This is a genomic window from Moorena sp. SIO3I6 (assembly GCF_010672095.1).
Map to the genome: position 1 here is coordinate 100,963 of NZ_JAAHHU010000004.1, position 21,296 is coordinate 122,258.

18 protein-coding genes and 3 pseudogenes are annotated in these 21,296 nt (G+C 44.1%); 10 read left to right on the forward strand and 11 right to left on the reverse strand.

Annotated elements, in window-relative coordinates; genetic code table 11:
* Positions 1-41 precede the first annotated feature (41 nt).
* Positions 42-311 (reverse strand): hypothetical protein, encoded by a 270-nt coding sequence (locus tag F6K49_RS02965; protein WP_293094088.1) that lies wholly within the window; start codon positions 309-311, stop codon positions 42-44.
* A 212-nt stretch (positions 312-523) separates the two neighbouring features.
* Here F6K49_RS02965 and F6K49_RS02970 point away from each other — a divergent pair, with 212 nt between their 5' ends.
* From F6K49_RS02970 to F6K49_RS02990, 5 genes are all read left to right on the forward strand, one after another.
* Entirely contained in the window at positions 524-1,360 is an 837-nt protein-coding gene (locus tag F6K49_RS02970; protein ID WP_293094091.1) for a hypothetical protein, read from the forward strand.
* Positions 1,361-1,408: 48 nt separating this feature from the next.
* Positions 1,409-2,281 (forward strand): NB-ARC domain-containing protein, encoded by an 873-nt coding sequence (locus F6K49_RS02975; protein WP_293094364.1) that lies wholly within the window; start codon positions 1,409-1,411, stop codon positions 2,279-2,281.
* 69 nt (positions 2,282-2,350) lie between these two features.
* Complete coding sequence (locus tag F6K49_RS02980; RefSeq protein WP_293094094.1) at positions 2,351-4,414, forward strand: tetratricopeptide repeat protein; 2,064 nt, start codon at positions 2,351-2,353, stop codon at positions 4,412-4,414.
* Between the two features lie 169 nt (positions 4,415-4,583).
* Complete coding sequence (locus tag F6K49_RS02985) at positions 4,584-4,832, forward strand: hypothetical protein (RefSeq protein ID WP_293094097.1); 249 nt, start codon at positions 4,584-4,586, stop codon at positions 4,830-4,832.
* Between the two features lie 41 nt (positions 4,833-4,873).
* Positions 4,874-6,067, forward strand: a complete 1,194-nt coding sequence (locus F6K49_RS02990; RefSeq protein ID WP_293094100.1) for an HhoA/HhoB/HtrA family serine endopeptidase — start codon at positions 4,874-4,876, stop codon at positions 6,065-6,067.
* Here the strand turns inward: F6K49_RS02990 and F6K49_RS02995 are convergent.
* The 4 genes from F6K49_RS02995 to dnaK all read right to left on the reverse strand — a co-directional run bounded on the left by F6K49_RS02995 (position 6,026) and on the right by dnaK (position 10,132).
* Positions 6,026-6,238 (reverse strand): hypothetical protein, encoded by a 213-nt coding sequence (locus F6K49_RS02995; protein WP_293018222.1) that lies wholly within the window; start codon positions 6,236-6,238, stop codon positions 6,026-6,028. The genes F6K49_RS02990 and F6K49_RS02995 overlap by 42 nt on opposite strands.
* 98 nt (positions 6,239-6,336) lie before the next feature.
* Positions 6,337-7,674, reverse strand: coding sequence for an ATP-binding protein (locus F6K49_RS03000; RefSeq protein ID WP_293094103.1), 1,338 nt, complete (start codon positions 7,672-7,674; stop codon positions 6,337-6,339).
* A 10-nt stretch (positions 7,675-7,684) separates the two neighbouring features.
* Complete coding sequence (locus tag F6K49_RS03005; protein ID WP_293094106.1) at positions 7,685-7,849, reverse strand: hypothetical protein; 165 nt, start codon at positions 7,847-7,849, stop codon at positions 7,685-7,687.
* Positions 7,850-8,221: 372 nt separating this feature from the next.
* Positions 8,222-10,132: a molecular chaperone DnaK gene (gene dnaK, locus F6K49_RS03010; RefSeq protein WP_293037681.1), complete on the reverse strand. Its 1,911-nt coding sequence runs from the start codon at positions 10,130-10,132 to the stop codon at positions 8,222-8,224.
* 938 nt (positions 10,133-11,070) lie between these two features.
* On the opposite strand from dnaK, the gene dusB reads away from it, so the two are divergent.
* The 3 genes from dusB (at position 11,071) to F6K49_RS03025 (ending at position 14,626) form a co-directional block, all read left to right on the forward strand.
* On the forward strand, positions 11,071-12,081 hold the full coding sequence (gene dusB, locus F6K49_RS03015; protein ID WP_293094109.1) for a tRNA dihydrouridine synthase DusB: 1,011 nt from the start codon (positions 11,071-11,073) through the stop codon (positions 12,079-12,081).
* A gap of 638 nt (positions 12,082-12,719) precedes the next feature.
* Positions 12,720-12,899, forward strand: a complete 180-nt coding sequence (gene rpsU, locus F6K49_RS03020) for a 30S ribosomal protein S21 (RefSeq protein ID WP_008186741.1) — start codon at positions 12,720-12,722, stop codon at positions 12,897-12,899.
* 494 nt (positions 12,900-13,393) lie between these two features.
* Entirely contained in the window at positions 13,394-14,626 is a 1,233-nt protein-coding gene (locus tag F6K49_RS03025) for a transposase (protein WP_293024434.1), read from the forward strand.
* Between the two features lie 12 nt (positions 14,627-14,638).
* Here F6K49_RS03025 and F6K49_RS03030 read toward each other — a convergent pair.
* From F6K49_RS03030 to ligA, 3 pseudogenes are all read right to left on the reverse strand, one after another.
* Positions 14,639-15,250 (reverse strand): annotated as a pseudogene (locus F6K49_RS03030) (helix-hairpin-helix domain-containing protein); the annotation flags it as partial.
* A 66-nt stretch (positions 15,251-15,316) separates the two neighbouring features.
* A pseudogene (locus tag F6K49_RS03035) lies at positions 15,317-15,718 on the reverse strand (helix-hairpin-helix domain-containing protein); the annotation flags it as partial.
* A 27-nt stretch (positions 15,719-15,745) separates the two neighbouring features.
* Positions 15,746-17,818, reverse strand: a pseudogene (gene ligA, locus F6K49_RS03040) (NAD-dependent DNA ligase LigA); the annotation flags it as partial.
* Positions 17,819-18,013: 195 nt separating this feature from the next.
* Here ligA and F6K49_RS03045 point away from each other — a divergent pair.
* Positions 18,014-18,460 (forward strand): tellurite resistance TerB family protein, encoded by a 447-nt coding sequence (locus F6K49_RS03045; RefSeq protein ID WP_293024436.1) that lies wholly within the window; start codon positions 18,014-18,016, stop codon positions 18,458-18,460.
* 171 nt (positions 18,461-18,631) lie between these two features.
* Here the strand turns inward: F6K49_RS03045 and F6K49_RS03050 are convergent, their stop codons facing one another.
* Together F6K49_RS03050 and F6K49_RS03055 are read right to left on the reverse strand one after the other, a co-directional pair.
* The gene (locus F6K49_RS03050) at positions 18,632-19,075 is read right to left on the reverse strand and encodes a hypothetical protein (protein ID WP_293079807.1); all 444 of its coding nucleotides are present in this window, start codon (positions 19,073-19,075) and stop codon (positions 18,632-18,634) included.
* A gap of 349 nt (positions 19,076-19,424) precedes the next feature.
* On the reverse strand, positions 19,425-20,492 hold the full coding sequence (locus F6K49_RS03055) for a hypothetical protein (protein WP_293094112.1): 1,068 nt from the start codon (positions 20,490-20,492) through the stop codon (positions 19,425-19,427).
* 471 nt (positions 20,493-20,963) lie between these two features.
* Between F6K49_RS03055 and F6K49_RS03060 the strand changes: the two genes are divergently transcribed.
* Positions 20,964-21,119, forward strand: coding sequence for a UPF0175 family protein (locus F6K49_RS03060; RefSeq protein ID WP_293024442.1), 156 nt, complete (start codon positions 20,964-20,966; stop codon positions 21,117-21,119).
* Here the strand turns inward: F6K49_RS03060 and F6K49_RS03065 are convergent.
* On the reverse strand, positions 21,116-21,286 hold the full coding sequence (locus tag F6K49_RS03065) for a hypothetical protein (RefSeq protein ID WP_293024443.1): 171 nt from the start codon (positions 21,284-21,286) through the stop codon (positions 21,116-21,118). The genes F6K49_RS03060 and F6K49_RS03065 overlap by 4 nt on opposite strands.
* Between the last annotated feature and the right edge of the window lie 10 nt (positions 21,287-21,296).

The window sequence follows — 21,296 nt, forward strand, 5'->3', positions numbered from 1 at the left end:
ACTATAATCATAACGATTATATTAAAATGTGTCAAGGGGTTTTAGATTTTTTTTTTTGAGGGGGTATTGAAAGAAAATGAAATTAAGAATGAAGAATTAAGAATGAAGAATGAAGAATTAAGAATGAAGAATGAAGAATTAAGAATGAAGAATTTAGAATCGGGAATCGGGAATCGGGAATCGGGAATCGGGAATCGGGAATCGGGAATCGGGAATCGGGAATCGGGAATCGGGAATCGGGAATCGGGAATCGGGAACAGAGGGTAAATTTTGAAATGCGATCGCGTAGCGTCTCTTTCAGAGAATCGCATTTTTTTGAGAAGTAATTTTATCGAGAACTACGGAAACAGTAAATCGGTAAAGTAATGAATTGTGATAATTTTTGTTCCCTGTTCCCTGTTCCCTACTCCCTACTCCCTACTCCCTACTCCCTACTCCCTATATTTCCCTGTGTTAAACTAAATCGAGATTGGGTTTAAAGCATCTACTAGTTAATGCTATATAATTAACTGGAGGCTAATCCTTGAGTAAATTAACCGGCTTGATAAAAATCTCAAGCCACCAGGACTCATTTGCCAAGGCAGATGTGGTGTTTGTTCACGGGCTGGGAGGGAATGCGATAAGCACGTGGCATCCTAAGGAAAAACGGGATGATTATGACTTCTGGCCAGTTTGGTTAGGAAACGATAAGCTAGGTCTTAATATCTGGTCTTTTGGGTATAACGCTGAAGGGACAAACTGGAAAAGCAACAGCAGTATGCCCCTTTTCGATCAAGCCAGTAATTTATTAGATTGGTTAAATATCCACGATCTTGGCAAGCGTCCATTAGTATTTATTACTCACAGTATGGGCGGGCTTTTAGTCAAGAAAATGCTTAACAGTGCGTTGACCTTTCAAAAGCAAGCTATTCTTGAACAGACTACAGGGATTGTATTTCTGGCTACTCCCCACACTGGTGCTAATCTAGCTAATTTAATTGATAATATTGGCGTTTTGACACGAACCACCGTAACTGTGGAGGAACTAAAAGCTCATCACCCTCAGTTACGGGAATTAAATGAGTGGTATCGAGAACATGTTCGGAGTTTAGGAATTGCTACAAAGGTCTATTATGAAACCCAGCCTTTCAAAGGAATTTTAGTGGTAGACCCAGATAGTGCTAACCCAGGCATTGAAAAAGTTAAGCCGGTTGCCATAGCAAAGAACCATATTGACCTATGCAAACCAGAGTCTCAAGACAGTCAGGTCTATCTTGGTGTCAAGAAATTTATCAAAGAATGCCTCAAAACTCCTGTGCGCCTAAAGGATGACAGCAACGGAACAGTTTATGTTGGCGAGATTCGTATTCATGAGCATTAGCTGAAGTCGTCCGACCGGGAACGGACAAAGTTAAATCCCCCCACTAACATTACTAATCGTGGCACTCCCCACTTTGTCGGTAGACAAGATCAACTTGAACAGCTCCATCGGGAACTTCAACAGACCGATAAACTAGCAATTTGTGCCATTGCCGGAATGGGCGGTGTGGGCAAAACCGAGTTAGCTCTACAATATGCTCTGAAATATCAGCACAACTACCCTGGTGGGTTGTGCTGGTTTCCAGTGCGAGGGTTGGATCTCGGGACTCAAATTGTCAATTTTGCCCGTACTAAATTAGGATTAACGATTCCAGATGAACTAGAGTTCAACGAACAGGTAGAATACTGCTGGGGGCATTGGCCAGAGGGAACAGCATTGATCGTGCTGGATGATGTGCCTTATTTCGGCAAGGACTACAAAAATAAAATTGAACCCTATTTACCTCCAGCCCAATCCCGTTTCAAAGTACTGGTCACCAGTCGTCAGCGGCCAGGGGCTTCTTACCGACGAATTGACTTGGATGTATTATCCCCAGAAGCAGCATTGGAATTATTGTGTACCCTTGTTGGTAAAGAGCGCATTGACAAAGAACTAACAGAAGCAGAAGCCTTATGTGAATGGTTGGGTTATTTGCCCTTGGGTTTGGAATTAGTAGGACGATATTTAGATCTAGATCAGAATTTAACTATCGCTAAAGTTCAGAAACGTTTAGAGAAAAAGAAATTAGCAGCAAAGGTATTACTTTGTCCAACAGAACAAGGGGAGATGACAACTCAGTTGGGAGTAGCAGCAGCATTTGAATTATCCTGGAAAGAGTTGCCACCAGAAGCCCAGCAGTTGGGATGTTTTCTGAGTCTGTTTGCTCAAGCTCCTTTTGATTGGTTCCTGGTAGAGTCTTGTGTTATCGAAACTGAAGATTAAGATGACTGGGAAGAAGAACAAGAAGAATTAGAAGAATTACGCGATCGCTTTCTGGTCAATCGTCATCTGTTGCAACTGACTGAACATAAAACCTATCAACTCCATCAACTGATGCGAGAATTCTTCCAGACCAAGCTCGCTCAATTACCAGAGGCTGATTCCTACAAGCAAAGCTTTTGTCAGGCAATGGCGGCTAAGGCAAAAGAAATTCCCAAGACACCAACTCGTGATCAGATTGCAGCAGTGACACCCGCCATCCCCCATTTAGCCGAAGCTGCCACAGTCTTCACTAATTGGATCAGGGATGAAGATTTACTATCACTCTTTACTGGCTTAGGAAGATTCTATGAAGGTCAAGGTAGCTATAACCAGGCTGAACGGTGGTGGGAGCTATGTTTAGACATAACCATAAGCCGCCTGGGTGAGAAACATCCCGATGTGGGCACCAGTCTCAACCATCTAGCAGAAATCTACTTTAATCAGGGGCGATACGATCAGGCTCAGTCCCTCTATGTCAAAGCATTGGAGCTCAGAAAAGAGTTACTGGGTGAAGAGCATCCTGATGTGGCCGAAACTTTCAACGACCTGGCAGTATTCCTCGAAGATCAGGGGCTGTTCGATCGCTCAGAATCCTTTTTCCTCAAGGCATTGGAGATAAGAAAGACACTGCTCAGTGAAGACCATCCTGATCTAGTCCTAAGTCTAAATAATTTGGGAAGAGTCTATGGGATTCAGGAGCGCTACGATCAGGCAAAATCCCTCTTAGATCAGGCATTGGAGATGACAAAAAAGTTGTTGAGTGAAGACCATCCTTATAAAATATATATTCTCAACAACTTAGGAGCACTCTACTCTGCCCAGGGGGACTACCATCAGGCAGAAGATTTCTATCATAAGGCATTGGAGATCGCAAGGCACCGCCTGAGTGAAAAACATCCTCATGTAGCTCACATTCTCAATAACCTAGCAAATCTCTACAATATTCAGGGGCAGTACGATCAGGCCGAACCCCTATTGCTGCAAGCATTGGATATTATAAAACCCTGCCTAGGTAAAAAATATCCTCATGTAGCTCACATTCTCAATGGCCTGGGTAACCTCTACAATCTTCAGGGGCAGTACGATCAGGCTGAAACCTTCTATCAGCAGGCATTGAAGATTAGACAGCACTGGTTGGGTGAACAACATCCCCATATAGCCGAGAGTCTCAACAGGCTGGCTGACCTCTACTATAGTCAGGAGCAATACGATCAGGCTGAAACCTTCTATCAGCAGGCATTGAAGATTAGACAGCACTGGTTGGGTGAACAACATCCCCATATAGCTGAGAGTCTCAACAGGCTGGCTGACCTCTACTATAGTCAGGAGCAATACGATCAGGCTGAAACCTTCTATATGCAAGCATTGGAGATGAGAAAGGGCTGCTTAGGTCAACAACATCCCCATATAGCTGAGAGTCTCAATAGGCTGGCTAACCTCTACTATAGTCAGGAGCAATACGATCAGGCCGAACCTCTCTATCAGCAGGCATTGGACATGAACAAGAAGTTGCTGGGTCGCAAGCATATCTATGTAGCCCACATTCTCAATAACCTAGCAAATCTCTACAATATTCAGGGGCAGTACGATCAGGCAAAACCTCTATATATCGAGGCATTGGATATGAAAAAGCAGTTGCTCGGTAAGAACCATCCAGATTTAGTCGTCAGTCTCAATAACCTGGCAAATTTCTACTATAGTCAGGAGCAATACGATCAGGCTGAAACCTTCTATATGCAAGCATTGGAGATGAGAAAGGGCTGCTTAGGTGAACAACATCCCCATATAGCTGATAGTCTCAACAGGCTGGCTGACCTCTACTATAGTCAGGAGCAATACGATCAGGCTGAAACCTTCTATATGCAAGCATTGGAGATGAGAAAGGGCTGCTTAGGTGAACAACATCCCCATATAGCTGATAGTCTCAATAACCTGGCAAATTTCTACTATAGTCAGGAGCAGTACAATCAGGCAGAACCTCTATATATCGAGGCATTGGAGATTGCAGAGCGGAAGTTAGGGTCAAATCATCCTAAAACGGTAACCTTTCGTGATAATCTGGAAAGGTTGCGTGATATCCGTAATAATCCCTAATTTTTGAATTATTTTAGGAAAAAATTGGCTATTTTGTGTGATTTATTCCTAAAACTGATCAGTTATCAAAAGAAATTATAATTCACAGGAAGCGATTGACCTTGGCCTTTAGGCCACGCTTCGCGAATGGTCACGCTACGCGATGCTCCTTTGGAGCCGCTAAAAGCGATTGACCTTGGCCTTTAGGCCACGCTTCGCGAATGGTCACGCTACGCGATCGCATTCTCAACCCAACAACCAAACAATAGCTCTGTTTACCAAATTCCTATCAAAAGCGCTACAATATAATATTACCCTATATTCATGCCTCTACCCACACCTCCCACACTCCCCACACCTCCCACACTCCCCACCCCCTATTTTCCCTAACTCAAAAATATTATTCCGTCAACACTTCTCATTTTTCAGTAAAGTGTAAGTATATAGACCCCAAAAGCAATTATTAAAAATTCTAGAACCATGAGTTTATCCCTAAAGCAGCTGACCGTTTATCTGACATTGCTGGGCTTGGGCGGAGGTGCAGGGGTTTTGGGTAGTCGCTATCTCATGGCAGAGCAAGAGGTAATCAGACGCCCACAAATCGTTCCAGCAGTATTACAACCATTCACGCCACAACGATCAACAGTTACACCCCAGAAAAACCTGAATTTCATTGCTAAAGCGGTAGAAAAAGTAGGTCCGGCAGTAGTGAGAATCGATGCCGCCCGTCAGGTATCACGGGATATCCCACAACCCTTCCAAAATCCCTTCTTTAGGCGCTTTTTTGGGGATGACCTGCCCATGCCACAACCGCGCATCGAGCAAGGCACCGGCTCTGGGTTTATCCTCAGCTCCGATGGACGCTTGATTACCAATGCCCACGTTGTAGAAGGCACAGAGGAAGTTAAAGTCACCCTAAAAGACGGTCGCAGCTTTGACGGTCAAGTCGTGGGCACTGACCCAGTCACCGATGTAGCCGTAGTCAAAATTGAAGCAACGGACTTGCCCACAGTCAACTTGGGTAAAGCTGAGAATTTGACTCCAGGAGAATGGGCGATCGCTATTGGTAATCCCCTCGGTTTAGATAATACTGTAACCGTCGGTATCATCAGTGCCTTAGGGCGCTCCAGTTCCCAAGTCGGGGTTCCTGAAAAACGGGTCAGCTTTATCCAAACGGATGCCGCCATTAACCCTGGTAATTCTGGTGGGCCGTTGTTGAATGCCACTGGTGAAGTCGTTGGGATTAACACCGCTATTCGAGCCAATGCCCAAGGCTTAGGGTTTGCTATCCCCGTGGAAACTGCGGAACGGATTGCCAATCAACTATTTTCTAAAGGTAAAGTTGAGCATCCTTACCTAGGCATTCAGATGGTGACCTTGACCCCAGAGTTGAGAGAAAAAATTAATCTCGACGAAAACTTTGACATGAAAGTCAACCAAGATGATGGGGTTTTAATCGTCCGGGTGGTGCCAGGCTCCCCCGCCCAGAGAGCTGGTTTCAAATCAGGAGATATCATTAAAACCGTTGCGTCGAAAGCAGTTAAAAATGCCACTGAGGTTCAGCAGGGTGTGGAAGCCTCAGAGGTTGGTGCCCAGTTAGAGGTGGAAGTGCTTCGTAACGGTAAGACTAAATTAATCACCGTGCGACCAGGGGCTTTTCCTATGGAAAATTGATGATAATAGAGGGAGTAGGGAGTAGGGAGTAGGGAATCGGGAATCGGAACCCACCCCTAACCCCTCCCAGGAGGGGAACGGGAATCGGGAATCGGGAGTCGGGGAAGTTGATTCAAGAAATAAGGCGATAATTATAATAAATGTGATAAGTGTGATATAATACCAAATCAAGATAGTTGAATGAATTGATTGTGACTAGGTGGGCAGTAGCTAGCTACAGGATTAGCAAGCTGAGTTAATCGGTCTGTGTACTGCCCACCCTACATCTCCTACATCTCCCGACTCCCTAATTCCTCTGCTCGTAAAAAATCAATAAACTGTCGTGCTGTTCTACCAGAGAAACCATTGGCTCGGATTGCCCACTGTAAGGCACGACGTCTGATTTCACTAGGCTCAAGGGGGATTTGGGCTAGGGTAGCTAGATGTTGGACAATCTTGAGGTAGGTTTTCTGGTCAGCTTTCTCAAAGGTTAGGGTTAAGCCAAAGCGATCGCTAAACGAGAGTTTCTCGTGAACCGTATCCCAACCATGGACTTCTTCATTGCTAGGACGGGGACGGTCTTCAAAGAATTCTCGAATCAAGTGTCGTCGATTAGAGGTGGCGTAAACCACAACATTAGCAGGTCGTGCCGTTAAATTCCCTTCCAAGATTACCTTTAAAGCTTTGTAGGAATCATTATCCTCTTCAAAGGATAAATCATCGATAAAGATAATAAATTTTTGAGGCTGGTCTCGCAATTGCTCGGTAATTACCGGTAAATCAATCATCTCTGATTTCGGGACTTCAATAATTCGCAATCCCTGCTCACCGTATTCATTTAACAACGCCTTGACCAAAGAAGACTTACCTGAACCGCGACTACCGTAAAGTAATACATTCAGGGCTCGGTAGCCTTTCAGCAGAAACTCTGTATTCTTGAGCAATTGCGTCCGCGCCAATTCATAGCCCACCAGCTCACTGAGTCTAATCGGATCTGGATTGGCAATACCAAGCAACTGACCCGATTGCCAACGAAACCCCTGATAGTCAGCAAAAAGTCCAGTCCCAAACTCTCGATAGTATGCTGCGATCGCTTCCAAGCCATCAGCCCAATTGTCTAAATTGTTTAGTTTAGCTTGTAGATCAGCGTGCCATTGAGTACGTTTATCAATCTGGTCAGACCCAGACCTTGATTGACTTGACTCACAATTCCAAGGCACCAGTTCAACCGGTAAAACAGATGCTCTTTTGACCCACTTACAAAGTTGTTTACTGCTGCAATTATAGATATTTTGTAAAGCTTGTAAGTCATGACGAGCTGCCTCTACCAATGCTGGTGGTAATGTTTCTAATTCAGAACTTTGCACTTGCCTGGTAAAGGAATTATCAGCCCTCAGGATTTTCCTAAACAGATAATCTTGCCAACTTTGGTTTTTGTTAGCTAACCCTTGAAACCAGTCACCATAAGCTTTTAAACAACTGATGTCATCCACATCACTGTTCACCATAGCTTCTAATAGTTTCAAAAACGCTAAACCTACTCCTTCACTCAATACTGATTGATAAACTAGCAAAGATGCAGCTTGGTAGCGGAGGTATTGAATTGAATCAATCGTTTGTTTATCCACAATAGGGTTTTCAGTTGGGTAAGGTTTTTAGGGAGCAGGGAGTAGGGAGTAGGGAGTAGGGAGTAGGGAGTAGGGAATCGGGAATCGGGAATTCATAAGAGGCAAGAGGCAAGAGGCAAGAGGCAAGAGGCAAAAGTTTATTTAAGTTGGATTTTTTATGCTTTAAAAATGTCACATATAAACTACTTTAAAGATTTACTAATTTTGCCAAAAGTACTGATAACCCTATTTTTAATAAACTCTAATAACTGACGACTATTCCCTCTAGCCCTTTGCCTTTTGCCTAGACTTTAGCTACTAATTTATCATATAGCAATCCGTGTCGTAATTGTGAGAATTTTTTTCCCTATTCCCTATTTCCTATTCCCTATTCCCTATTCCCTATTCCCTACTCCCTACTCCCTACTCCCTACTCCCTAAAATCCAATAAACAAAAGGTTGATGAGCATTTTATCACTCATCAACCTTAATTACACTTTAGACAGAGATAGACTAACCTTTAGGATTTTCTGCCATTAGCTATTAGCCATTAACTATTACCAAACCCCTACTTGCTTTCAGAAAACTCAGCGTCAATGACATCATCACCACCAGAGCTACTAGAAGCACCAGCATCAGGACCTGGTGCGCCAGCATCAGTAGGCTGAGCAGCCCCCTCAGCTTGTTGATAGAGGTTAGCACTAACACTGTAGAGAGCTTGTTGTAACTCAGTGGTCAGAGTCTTGATTTTCTCATCATCCTCTTGGGTAATTGCCTCTCGCAGGTCTTTGATCAACCCTTCGATCTTCTCCTTATCAGCTGCTGGCAATTTATCATCGAGTTCTTTAATCTGTTTCTCGGCCTGGTAGGTCAGAGAATCAGCTTGGTTCTTACGGTCAATCTTCTCACGACGCTCTTGGTCAGCCTCTGCATTAGCTTCAGCATCCTTCACCATCCGGTCTACTTCCTGATCGGATAGGGTGGACGCACCAGTAATGTTGATCGACTGTTCCTTACCAGTGCCCTTGTCCTTAGCGGTAACATTAAGGATACCGTTGGCATCAATATCAAAGGTTACCTCAATCTGAGGCACGCCACGGGGTGCAGGGGGAATTCCATCCAATCGGAAAGTTCCCAAGCTCTTGTTGTCAGAGGACATTTCCCGCTCACCCTGAAGAACATGGATTTCTACGTTGGTCTGACCATCCACAGCAGTAGAGAAGGTTTCTGACTTCTTGGTGGGGACAGTGGTGTTACGGGTAATCAGTTTGGTCATCACGCCACCGAGAGTTTCCACACCCAAGGACAAGGGGGTGACATCCAACAGTAGGATATCCTTGACTTCACCAGCCAATACACCACCTTGGATAGCAGCACCTACCGCTACCACTTCATCGGGGTTAACGGTCTGGTTAGGATCCTTGCCAAGTACCTTCTTGACCACCTGTTGCACTGCAGGGATCCGAGTAGAACCACCAACCAAGACCACCTCATCAATGGCACTCTTGTCGAGTTTGGCATCCTTGATAGCATTTTCTACCGGAATGCGGCAACGGTCGATTAAGTCAGAGCAAATATCTTCAAACTGACCCCTAGTCAAGGTCATATCCAGGTGCTTAGGCCCTTCTTGGGTAGCGGTGATGAAAGGCAAGTTAATGTCAGCTTGCATAACGCTAGACAACTCAATCTTGGCTTTCTCTGCGGCTTCAGTCAGACGTTGTAGAGCTTGCTTGTCCTTACGTAGGTCAATCCCTTCTGTCTTTTGGAACTCTTTGGCTAGGTGATCAACAATTTTCTTATCGAAGTCATCACCACCGAGGTGAGTGTCACCGGAGGTAGCTAACACTTCAAACACCCCGTCACCTACTTCTAGAATGGAGACGTCAAAGGTACCACCACCCAAGTCAAACACTAGGATAGTTTCGTTGCTCTTCTTGTCTAAACCATAAGCCAGAGACGCTGCAGTCGGTTCGTTGATAATCCGCAGCACTTCAACACCAGCAATCTTACCCGCTGCCTTAGTAGCTTGACGCTGGGAGTCATTGAAGTAAGCTGGCACAGTAATTACCGCTTGGGTAACGGTTTCCCCAAGATACTTGCTAGCATCATCAACCAGCTTGCGTAGCACCTGAGCTGATATCTCTTCTGGCGCAAATTGCTTTCCTTGAGCTGGGCTATCTAGCTTGACATTATCACCAACCTTGAGAGTTTTGTAAGATACTTCGGTAGCCTCGTTGGTGACTTCACTGTATCTACGTCCAATGAAGCGTTTGACTGAATAAAAAGTGTTTTCGGGGTTCATCACCGCCTGACGCTTAGCAATTTGACCGACTAAGCGATCGCCATTTTTGGCATAAGCTACGACTGAAGGGGTTGTCCGAAAACCTTCTGCATTAGCAATAACCGTGGGTTTACCACCTTCCATTACTGCTACGCAGGAGTTTGTTGTACCTAAGTCAATTCCAACAACTTTTGCCATAAGAGTGTTCCGGGTGCGTATAACTACAAATACTGGTAGGGTAGGAGAGGATTAGAGAAGGATCCGTCAGATTGGTTCAAGGAATAACCGTTGCCAGTTTTTATACCATCGGTTGGATTACCATTATTTATACTGAACTTTATTTGCCAGTCTAATGAAGGGTGGTTTCCCGAACCTAAGATGGGACGGTTCTCTATTGATTGAACCTCCCCAACCTAAGAGGATGGGGATTCCCAGGCACAACCAACTAAGTGGCTGTTAACTCCATGGGCGTAACTTTCCCTGGCCTTTGGCCACGCTGCGCGAACGTTCCGGGGGTAGCCGGGTAGGATTGATACCCAGTTTTTTCGTTTATTAACGCCATTGAGGGTAAAATTCATCCCCGACCTAAGAGGACGGGGATGAATTTTACCCTGGCCAAAGGCCACGCTACGCGAACAAACTCCCCTCTTCGATAACCGATTATCTACTGATTTTCTCGGTCAAGGGGCAGCAGGAAAGAAAAAAGTTATGGTTAATCAGCGCCATTTTCGATTAGGTGTGATAGTCGGAACATAGGGAAGATCACCGAAGTTGGGGAAGAATCCACCCAGAGTTCTGATTTCCGTCACGTTTCAATTAGGACTGCTATGGTCAAAACCCATGTCTGCTTTTTTCCTTATCCGTTTTTCTTGCCTTGCCTGTGTCTAATTTACGAAAATTAACTGCTGTTGGGATTGGTGTGAACCGTAAAAAATCAGTTGTGTTTGCCGTCTTGAGAGTAGTGGAGGAAACTGAAACCGGGTAGGGAGTAGGGAGTAGGGAGTAGGGAATAGGGGTAAGAAACTTGACTTTACCTGATAAGTATGATCAGCTAAGTATAATCAGCACTATAGTATCTTTAAAGCATCAATTATCTATTAATAAGGGCGATCACGACGGAAACAGCACCATTACCCATGGCAGTTCTATCTCCACAATTACAGCAACGGTTAGCGTCACCCCTTAAAATTGGCTCGGTTGAGGTCAACAGCCGGGTTTTACAGTCACCCCTGTCTGGAGTAACCGACTTGGTATTTCGTCGCCTAGTGCGTCGCTACGCCACTGAGTCGATGATGTATACCGAAATGGTTCATGCTAGCCAGTTAAAGTATCTCCGAGAATTGCCCAAGATTATGGAGGTAGACCCATTAGAAAAACCGATCAGTATCCAATTATTCGACTGTCGCCCGGACTTTCTGGCTCAAGCAGCACAAAGGGCAGTGGCAGAAGGGGCAGATACTGTGGATATCAATATGGGTTGCCCTGTTAATAAAATTACTAAAAATGGTGGCGGGTCTGCCTTACTGCGAGATCCAGAAACGGCGGAAGCAATTGTACGATCAGTAGTCAAGGCAGTGGAGGTGCCTGTAACGGTCAAAACCCGTATTGGCTGGACTAATCAGGAGATCAATGCGGTAGAATTTGCCCAACGTATGGAACATGCCGGGGCTCAGATGTTGACCCTCCATGGCCGTACTCGTGACCAAGGGTATAATGGCTCGGCTCGCTGGGAATGGATTAAGCGGGTAAAAGATGTGCTGTCAATCCCAGTGATTGCTAATGGGGATATTTTGTCCGTCGATGCAGCAGTGCGCTGCTTGGAAGAAACCGGTGCTGATGGGGTAATGTGTTCTCGGGGAACCCTGGGCTATCCCTTTCTAGTCGGAGAAATAGACTATTTCCTGAAAACCGGACAACTGTTACCCCCAACCACACCGGTACAACTGCTGGAATGTGCTAAGGAGCATTTACAAGGTCTATGGCACTATAAGGGGGAGCGGGGTATTTATCAGTCCCGGAAACACATGAGTTGGTACGCGAAAGGGTTTCCTGGAGCAGGGGAATTGCGTAAGAAACTCAGTAGAATAGAGACGGTTGAGCAAGGAGTTGAGTTGATTGAAAATGCGATCGCTAAACTTCATCCGTAAGCAATCAGCCGTCAGCCGTCAGCCGTCAGCTGATAGCTGATTGCTGATTGCTGATTGCTGATTGCTGATTGCTGAATCCTTACCTTCATCGAGATCAACCGCAATTGTTAATGAAATAGTCTTTTTTTCCAGTATTTGACGGTTTGACACTCCCCGTCCTATAAGAACGGGGATTCTTGGATCAACGACTCGTCTTGCGTGGGCCAGCCGGAACCAGGAAGAGTAGAGGACAAATCTCCCCGAGCGTTTAGATCATTTCAGATCCAGGTTCCGGTGTGCCCCACCGTACCTTTTTTTTATATTAGATAGATAGGTACTTTTTTTTATCTAAATTTTTCGGCAGACGTTTAAGTCGTTAGACCAAATTACGCAATATGTATCTGATACATATTTTTTACGTTGTCTACTTATGGTTAGATAGTATCTATCTAGTCTTTTATATTTTTATTTTAGCACACCTATCACAAACTGTCAAGATAAAGTTTAAATAAAAGCCGTCCTATAAGGACAGGGCGCGATTACCCAAAATTTTTGGTAATATCTTATGACGTCTTGTTATCACCAATCTTGCTAGATAGTATAATTGTATGATACTATAGGTAGAATTTTTTGTTCAAATTTAGGAGGATTAATTTAGTATGACCCAAGTGGTTGTCGGTGAAAATGAAGGCATTGAGTCAGCCCTGCGTAGATTTAAGCGACAAGTATCTAAAGCAGGAATTTTTGCTGATATGAAGCGTCTACGGCACTTTGAGACTCCCATTGAAAAGAAAAAGCGCAAAGCGATCGCTCGCAGACGCAAGCGTCGTTACCGCTAAACCTTCAATCCACTGTCAACACTCCCCGGTCATGAGACGCGGGGTTTTTTGGTTGACTTACTTGCCATCACCTGACCGGTTTAACCAACCACAGTAAGGGAATCGGGAATCGATAACATAGATTTGGTATGGGATACGGTGACTTACAGCAATTCCAACAACTGGGATTCACTTAATTGGCTAATTCCTAATTCTTTAGCCTTTTCTAACTTAGCCGTCCGGCAAAATTCATCCCACATCTCAATGCGTAGCATGAGTGTGGGATGAATTTTGCACTGGGTCTTTTGGTATTGGTAGGCGAGCTATGAAGCTTCTTACGTTCCTCAGATGGAGTCATACCCCTCCGCTCGGCCTCTTGTCTTAACTGCCTTTTTTCAAAATCAGTCAATCTGACTACTAGTTTTTTGTATTTCAATTTTTGGGCTATTCTGGGTTTGCAATTGGTCACCCACATGCTAGCATGGTTTTAGGTCGATAGACAGGAGAACAGTAAAGTGATATCAGCTTACCAGTACAAGTTGCGACTAAACAAAAATCAAATAGCCAAGATCGAAAAATGGCTTGATATGTTGCGTTGTCAGTACAATTACTTGTTAGCTGACAGATTTAATTGGTATGAGCGGAATCGCTGTTCTATTAACTCCTGTCCACTAACCTGCTATCTACCAGAACTAAGAAAAAAACCAGACTATTTTTCTCAGAAAAAGACACTACCTGGACTAAAGAAAAGTAGACCCTGGTATGCAGAAATCCACTCTCAGGTCTTACAAGACTGTGTAAAGAGGGTAGATCTGGCTTTTAAGCGGTTTCTGAAAGGAGACTGCAATGGCAACAGGAGCGGAAAACCAAGATTCAAGAGTAAGAGCAGATACCGCTCTTTTACTTTTCCATCCTTGTCTAAAAATCCAGTTAGCGGCAATATTCTGACCCTACCAAAATTTGGTAAGGTCAAGATGATATATCACAGACCAATCCCTGATGGATTCACAATTAAGACCGCCACGATAACCCGAAAAGCCGATGGTTATTACGTTACCCTGTTGATTCAAGATGACTCTGCACCGGAGATTATCCCGATCAACAGTGTCACTAATCCTGTCGGGATTGACATGGGTCTTAAGTCTTTCCTTATCAAATCTGACGGTACCGAGGTACCCATCCCTCAGTACTACCGAAAAGCTCAAAAACGGCTAAAAAAAATTCAGAAAGCCGTTAGCCGCTCCAAGAAGGGAAGCAACAACAGAAAAAAGGCTGTTCTTAAATTGGGAAAGGCTCACAAAAAGGTAGCTGATACCAGGAAAGACTTCCATTTTAAGACCGCGAAAGACTTACTAGACAATCACGATCTAGTGGCTCATGAAAAATTAAACATTAAGGGTCTGGCTAAGAGCAAAATGGCCAAGTCAGTTTTAGATGCTGGTTGGGGTCAATTTCTGTCAATCTTATCAGTCAAAGCCGAGATCGCTGGACTGGCCACGAAAGCAGTGAACCCCCGAAACACCAGTCAGAACTGTTCTAATTGCGGCAAAAAAGTTCAAAAAAAATTAAAAGACCGCATTCATTCTTGTCCTCACTGTGGATACACGGAAGACCGGGACGTGAATGCGGCAAAAAATATATTGAAGTTGGCGGTGGGGCATCCCGTCCGAAGTAAAGCTTACCGAGTATCCGAACCAATAGGTGGAGTTGGTAAGAAGCCTACACTGAATCTGAAAAGATCAGTGTAGGAGTATGTCACAACCAGCATCTTCCCCAACCACCAAATAATCAGTTTTGGCACTAACGGCACTAGTAACTTTACCACCAGCGTTTTGAATCAAGTCTTTCGCGTCACTACGCTTAAGGGTAGGCAAGGTGCCAGTAATCACAAAGGTTTTTCCGGTTAATGGTTGGATTTTATATAGCGCTATAGTTTAAGGTGATCCTTATAACTGTAAACCCGCTTCTCGCAATCGATCAATCAAGGTCTGGTTGCTGGAAATCTGAAACCAATCCCAGACAGACTGAGCAATTTCTGATCCAATGCCGTAGATTCCCTCAATATCGGGGATTGTTGCTTGAGCCAACTGCTCAATGGTAGGGAAAGTCTGGGCAAGGTTTTTAGCCTTGACACTACCCACATGACGAATCCTTAACCCATAAAGGACTCGTGACCAAGGTTGAGTTTTGGATTTTGCGATCGCATTTAGCAGCTTTTGGGCTGACTTATACCCCATACGCTTCAATGACACCAGCTGCTCTAGGGTTAAATCATAAAGGTCAGCAACGGATGTGACTAAGCCTTGGTCTACCAATTGTTCGACAATCTTTTCCCCCAAACCATTAATATCAAGAGCATCACGACTTGCCCAGCGGGTCAGAGGTCTCTTGTCAATCGACTGTAAACCTGCCTCTCGCAATCGATCAATCAAGGTCTGGTTGCTAGAAATCTGAAACCAATCCCAGACAGACTGAGCAATTTTTGGTCCAATGCCGTAGATTCCCTCAATATCGGAGATGGTTGCTTGAGCCAACTTCTCAATGTTAGGGAAAGTCTGGGCAAGGGTTTTAGCCTTGTCACTACCCACATGACCAATCCCTAACCCATACAGGACTCGTGACCAAGGTTGGGTTTTGGATTTTGCGATCGCATTTAGCAGCTTTTGGGCTGACTTATACCCCATACGCTTCAATGACACCAACTTCTCTAGGGTTAAATCATAAAGGTCAGCAACGGATGTGACTAAGCCTTGGTCTACCAATTGTTCGACAATCTTTTCCCCCAAACCATTAATATCAAGAGCATTACGACTTGCCCAGTGGGTGATAGTTCCCTTCACAATCGCAGGAAACTTCTGGGTAAATCTTAATAGCTGGGATTCACGTAATTGGGTAATTCCTAATGCTTTAGCCTTTTCTAACTTAGAACCAGGATCTTTCCCAACCACCAAATAATCAGTTTTGGCACTAACGGCACTAGTAACCTTACCACCAGCGTTTTGAATCAAGTCTTTCGCGTCACTACGCTTGAGGGTAGGCAAGGTGCCAGTAATCACAAAGATTTTTCCGGTTAAGGGTTGTTTATTATCTAGCGCTATTGTTTTAGATGAGGCTACTAACTGTAAACCTGCTTCTCGCAATCGAGTAATCAAGGTTTGGTTGCTGGAAATCTGAAACCAACCCCAGACAGACTGAGCAATTTCTGGTCCAATGCCATAGATTCCCTCAATATCGGTGACGGTTGCTTGATCCAACTGCTCAATGGTAGGGAAAGTCTGGGCAAGGGTTTGAGCATTGACACTACCGACATGACGAATCCCTAACCCATACAGGACTCGTGACCAAGGTTGGGTTTTGGATTTTGCGATCGCATTTAGCAACTTCTGGGCTAACTTATGGCCCATACGCTCCAATGACACCAGCTGCTCTAGGGTTAAATCATAAAGGTCAGCAACCGATGTGACCAAGCCTTGGTCTACCAATTGTTCTACAATCTTTTCCCCCAAACCATTAATATCAAGAGCATTACGACTTGCCCAGTGGGTGAGAGTGCCCTTAACAATAGCAGGACAAGATGAATTAATACAGCGAGTCACTGCTTCACCCTTAGGACGCACCAAGGGTTGATTACAAACAGGGCAATGGGTAGGCATCTCGAAGGGTTTAGCATGATCAGGACGTAACTCTGGTAAGACACGTACCACCTCCGGGATAATTTCCCCCGCTTTCCGTACAATCACCGTATCCCCAACTCGCAAATCTAATTGGGCAACATAATCACCATTGTGTAGGGCAGCCCGTTGTACTGTTGTCCCTGCCAATTGCACTGGTTCTAAAATAGCCAAGGGTGTCACTGCTCCGGTGCGTCCCACATTAACTGTAATTGCTTCCACACGACTGGGAGCTTCTTCAGCCGGATATTTCAGAGCAATCGCCCAACGAGGAAACTTCTGGGTAAACCCCAATTGTTGTTGTATCGGGAAAGCATTAATTTTCACCACTACCCCATCGGTCAGGTAAGGTAAATCTTTCCGTTTCGCATCCCAATGATTGTAATAATCCTGAACATCTTGTAGGGAAGCACAACATTGGCGATGGGGATTCACCGGAAAACCAAGCTTTTGCAGCAAATCTAGAGCATCCCATTGGGAATTGGGCATTGGGATGGTGTACTCCTCACTACTATCCTGATTCGGAATATGTAAGGTATAAGCAAAGAAAGCCAATTGCCGTTTAGCAACAATTCGAGGTTCTAATTGGCGCAACGTACCAGCAGCGGCATTACGAGGATTAGCAAATAATGGCTCACCTGCTTGTGCTCGTTCCTGATTAATCCTCTCAAATACATCCAGAGGTAAGAATGCCTCACCACGCACTTCTACTAAAGCTGGCAGTTGGTCTAGATTTTCGTCTAGATTAAGTTGATCTAGATTCAGCCGCAAAGGAATGGAGCGAATAGTGCGGACATTCTGAGTAATATCTTCTCCTGTGGACCCATCACCCCTGGTCACTCCCCGCACTAAAATCCCATTTTCATAGGTCAGTGCTAATGCTGAACCGTCAATTTTCAGTTCACAAACGTATTCAGTATTGAGTCCTGAGTCTTGGGAAATATCACCAGAAATATGACGCTGCCATCGTTCTTGCCATTGATTAAATTCCTCAAGGTTAAAGGCATTATCCAGACTATACAGTGGGATATTGTGGCGCACGGAAACAAAACCAGTAGCTGGTTTTTCTCCTACCCGCTGGGTTGGACTATCAGAAGTTACTAACTCAGGATACTCTGTTTCCAGCTCTTGCAGTTCCCGGTAGAGTTGATCGTAGATGGCATCTGCCATGATGGGATTGTCGAGGACATAGTAGGCATAACTAGCGTTTTGCAACAGTCGCCGCAGTTCCTGAACTCGCTGGTTTACGTCGGGGGTTACTGGTGCCACAGGGGTGATTATCCTTGATGGAGATTGACTCTAGTTTATTGGTCAGATTAACCAGATTAACTATAGCCCTGCTTGAGGTGGAATAGGAAACTTTCGCAAAGTCTAGTCACAAGTTCAGTATTTCCACTAATTCCATTTGCGGTCACCAATGTCATCTTGGTATTAACTAAGGTACTTTTCCAAGAGACAACAAAAATGGGTCTGTTTGATAAAATTTCAATTAGTCGTCAACACAGCCAGACAACACTCGGACCAGCTGAAGCATTTGCTGCGATCGCATTAATCGCTGTTGCTGCTGACGGATACGCGACTAATTCTGAAGTACAAGCCATTATTACTGCCTTATCTCGAATGCAGCTGTTTAGGAGCTACTCAGCTGATGTAATGGCAAGAATGTTTGAACGAATTTTGATGCTCCTGCAGCGACAAGGTTCTTATCCTCTTCTTAGTGCAGCCCTGAAATCACTCCCCTATGAGCTACAAGGAACAGCCTTTGCGATCGCCACTGATATTATCTTAGCAGATGGAGAAATTACCGATGAGGAAGAAGACTTTTTGAACGAGCTTTCTCAGGCTTTAGAGATATCAGAGGAAACTGGCGTAAAAATTATAGAGGTAATGTTAATTAAAAATCAAGGGTAATAGGATTTTTATTTTAATTAACAATTACTGACTTAATTAATGTTGACAAAACTGGCTAAGTCTGTTCAGTTGAGGGTTCACTGCTGAAAGTGAACCCTCAACTGTTAATTATGATCTGAATCTAACTTGTGATCACCTGGGATTGGATAGAATTACTAACAGAGTGAGGTTCTAGTATCCGACCTGTACTTCACAAGAACCAGTCAACGCACTGTATTCGGTTCCTCCAGGACATTGGCAAATGCTCGGATAGCCACACGCATTGATGTCTCGGGTGCAAATACCCTGCGGTGGGATTGCACACTTGCTATCAACAGGTTTTCCAGGACCGCCTGCCATAGAAATGTCTTTGATCATGCACTTGCCGACAGATTGATCATAGGAATATCCATCCGGGCAGAGGCAAATGCTAGGATTGCCACAGGGATTGATATCACGAGTACAGGGCACACCAATATCAGCCGGATCTAGTACACAAGGGCCAATGGGTTGTGCGATCGCAGGGGGGGCGCTAGTTAAAAACAGTTGTGCCGCTACCAACAAAGCGCACAGCACTTTCAACGCTTGGGCGAATTTGAAGTTCATGCCGTTTTTGATAACTTTTAAGATTTTCATCACCTAACTTATCTCTAATGTTTGTTTCTGATGAAACCAAAATGATATTACTTCGCCACGGATATTTTTGTCAAGTTATTATCTCGAATTAAATAAAAATTACTGACGTGTTTACCAGGTAATAGGGAATCGAAAATAAGGAGAAGGTAACAGCGAACAGCGGATCTGGGAACAGGGAACAGAAGGAAAGAGATCCGAGGATTTTTTGGTTTGATCAGAATCTATCTGTGTAAGTATTCAACCGGACATGATATAACCGGTACCGAAGAGCCGATTTTCTAGATTCTGGGTTGGCTCTCCCAAGGGAAGCTCACCTTCATTAGAGCGCAGTACTTCTTTCCAACTTGAGTTAAACACATCCTTCTACATATGCCACTTCCGGTAGTTTACCAGCGCGTAAACTAGTTACCTTACCCTCTGGATTGGTTTCAAAAATCACTCGATAATTTTTATCTGAAGTATCTGTTGGTACGAAGGTTGCATATTTACCACCCGGTACATATTGATGGGGTTCAAGTTCTATTTTGTTACGATACAAAGACATAATTTTATCTAACTTATCCCCCACTTTTATCCCGCTAATTGTGCTAATCTGTGGAGAACGTGTGTCTACCCTGGTAATTTTTCCTTCTGTCACCATAAACCAGAGATTTTCTATTCCTTCTGGCTTGTAGATTAAGCAACCATGCTCTTCTCCACCACTAACTTCTTGCACTAATTTAACTTGCCCAGCCTGGGATGCTTCTTTCACCGTCATGCCCACGGTGATGGGGCCAATGCCATTAATTGCTATTTTAGATTTAGTAGAAAGCGGTTGTTTCTTGCTCCCAGTCTTCAAACAGAGGTTTTCACCACTTAAGTCCCCAAAACAATTGCCGTCTTTGTTGAGGATAACTACCGATTTGATAGTTGAGAACTGTTTGAGGGTAGATTGAATAGCACTGGTAGCTCTAGCATCATAGCCTACTCCAGGGGAAGGAATGGCACGGCAAAACTTGAGGGTGGCGGTTTCTGCTGCAATAGAGAGAGTAAAATCTTTACCACAGTTGGAGCTACCTTTAAGTTTTAGTGCTTCGGTGAAACCAATTTTAGTTTCTGCTGTGGTCGGACCAATAATCAACTGTTCAATGGCAAAAGTAGCCACTGCACGACTATTGGTGCTTCTGACTACAGGTTCCACATACCTAAAATCCTCATTACTTTGAGGTTGCTTGGGTAAAAAAACCTTAACTTTTCTTTGCTTAGGGGTATTTTGAGTTTGGGTAGGAGTTGGGGATGTTTCTACTTCTGTTATAGGAGATGGAGAGGAAGTGGATGTATCCGGTGGCGGTGTCCCTTGTTCGTTACAAGCATTGAGACTCAAGTATGCTAAGAGTATGCTACTCAAGAGTATAGTTTTAGATTTGTGTAGATCCATTGCGCACCTCGAAGTTATCCTTGTTAACGTTAATAGTACTTTAGATTTTCAATTATCTTTAAAGCCTGGCTTTGTCCATGTTGAGGAAATTGTTTCTATCGGCGATTAGACCAAAGGGGTAGCGCTTCCGGTACGTACTGTACCTCACGTATTTGATAAATGCTATATAGCGTTTCTGGCAGTTATAAGGTACAGTCTTGATGCAGCGCATCCCTATTCCCTATTCCCTATTCCCTCTTCCCTCTTCTCTCTTATCTCTTATCTCTTCCCTGTTCCCTGTTCCCTGTTCCCTGTTCCCTGTTCCCTAAAATCCCGAAATTGTGTACCTTATAGCTATGATAATTGCTATATTTATAGCAAAGTAGCTTTCCCTTTGATTATGTATCAACTTACCCTATCTGTTCCAGAAGAAACCGCACAGGCTTTAAACCTAACACCACACTAGGAGAAGAATTATGTTTAAGTGCTGCGATGAAACTTTATAAATTAGGTAAACTTTACTCTGGTGCTGCTGCTCAACTAGCTGGTATTGAGCGAGTAGTTTTTTTATCTAAGTTGAGTGACTATGGTATCAACACTTTCAGATTAACAGAAGCAGAATTAACAGAGGATTTAGCGAATGCCTAATGTGATTGCTGATATAGCAAAGGGAACAGGGAACAGGGAACAGGGAGCAGGGAGCAGGGAGCAGGGAGTAGGGAACAGGTAACAAACATTCTCTCAATTGATTTAGGATTACTATACCTAACCAATCTAATATCTCTATCAAACAAATTTACTAGATTTACTCCCACAACTTTATGG

Coding starts and splice junctions, on each gene's coding strand:
- F6K49_RS02965 (WP_293094088.1), bottom strand. CDS start 311: ATGCGATTCTCTGAAAGAGACGCTACGCGATCGCATTTCAAAATTTAC.
- F6K49_RS02990 (WP_293094100.1), top strand. CDS start 4,874: ATGAGTTTATCCCTAAAGCAGCTGACCGTTTATCTGACATTGCTGGGC.
- dnaK (WP_293037681.1), bottom strand. CDS start 10,132: ATGGCAAAAGTTGTTGGAATTGACTTAGGTACAACAAACTCCTGCGTA.
- dusB (WP_293094109.1), top strand. CDS start 11,071: ATGGCAGTTCTATCTCCACAATTACAGCAACGGTTAGCGTCACCCCTT.
- rpsU (WP_008186741.1), top strand. CDS start 12,720: ATGACCCAAGTGGTTGTCGGTGAAAATGAAGGCATTGAGTCAGCCCTG.
- F6K49_RS03045 (WP_293024436.1), top strand. CDS start 18,014: ATGGGTCTGTTTGATAAAATTTCAATTAGTCGTCAACACAGCCAGACA.
- F6K49_RS03050 (WP_293079807.1), bottom strand. CDS start 19,075: ATGAAAATCTTAAAAGTTATCAAAAACGGCATGAACTTCAAATTCGCC.
- F6K49_RS03055 (WP_293094112.1), bottom strand. CDS start 20,492: ATGGATCTACACAAATCTAAAACTATACTCTTGAGTAGCATACTCTTA.
- F6K49_RS03060 (WP_293024442.1), top strand. CDS start 20,964: ATGAAACTTTATAAATTAGGTAAACTTTACTCTGGTGCTGCTGCTCAA.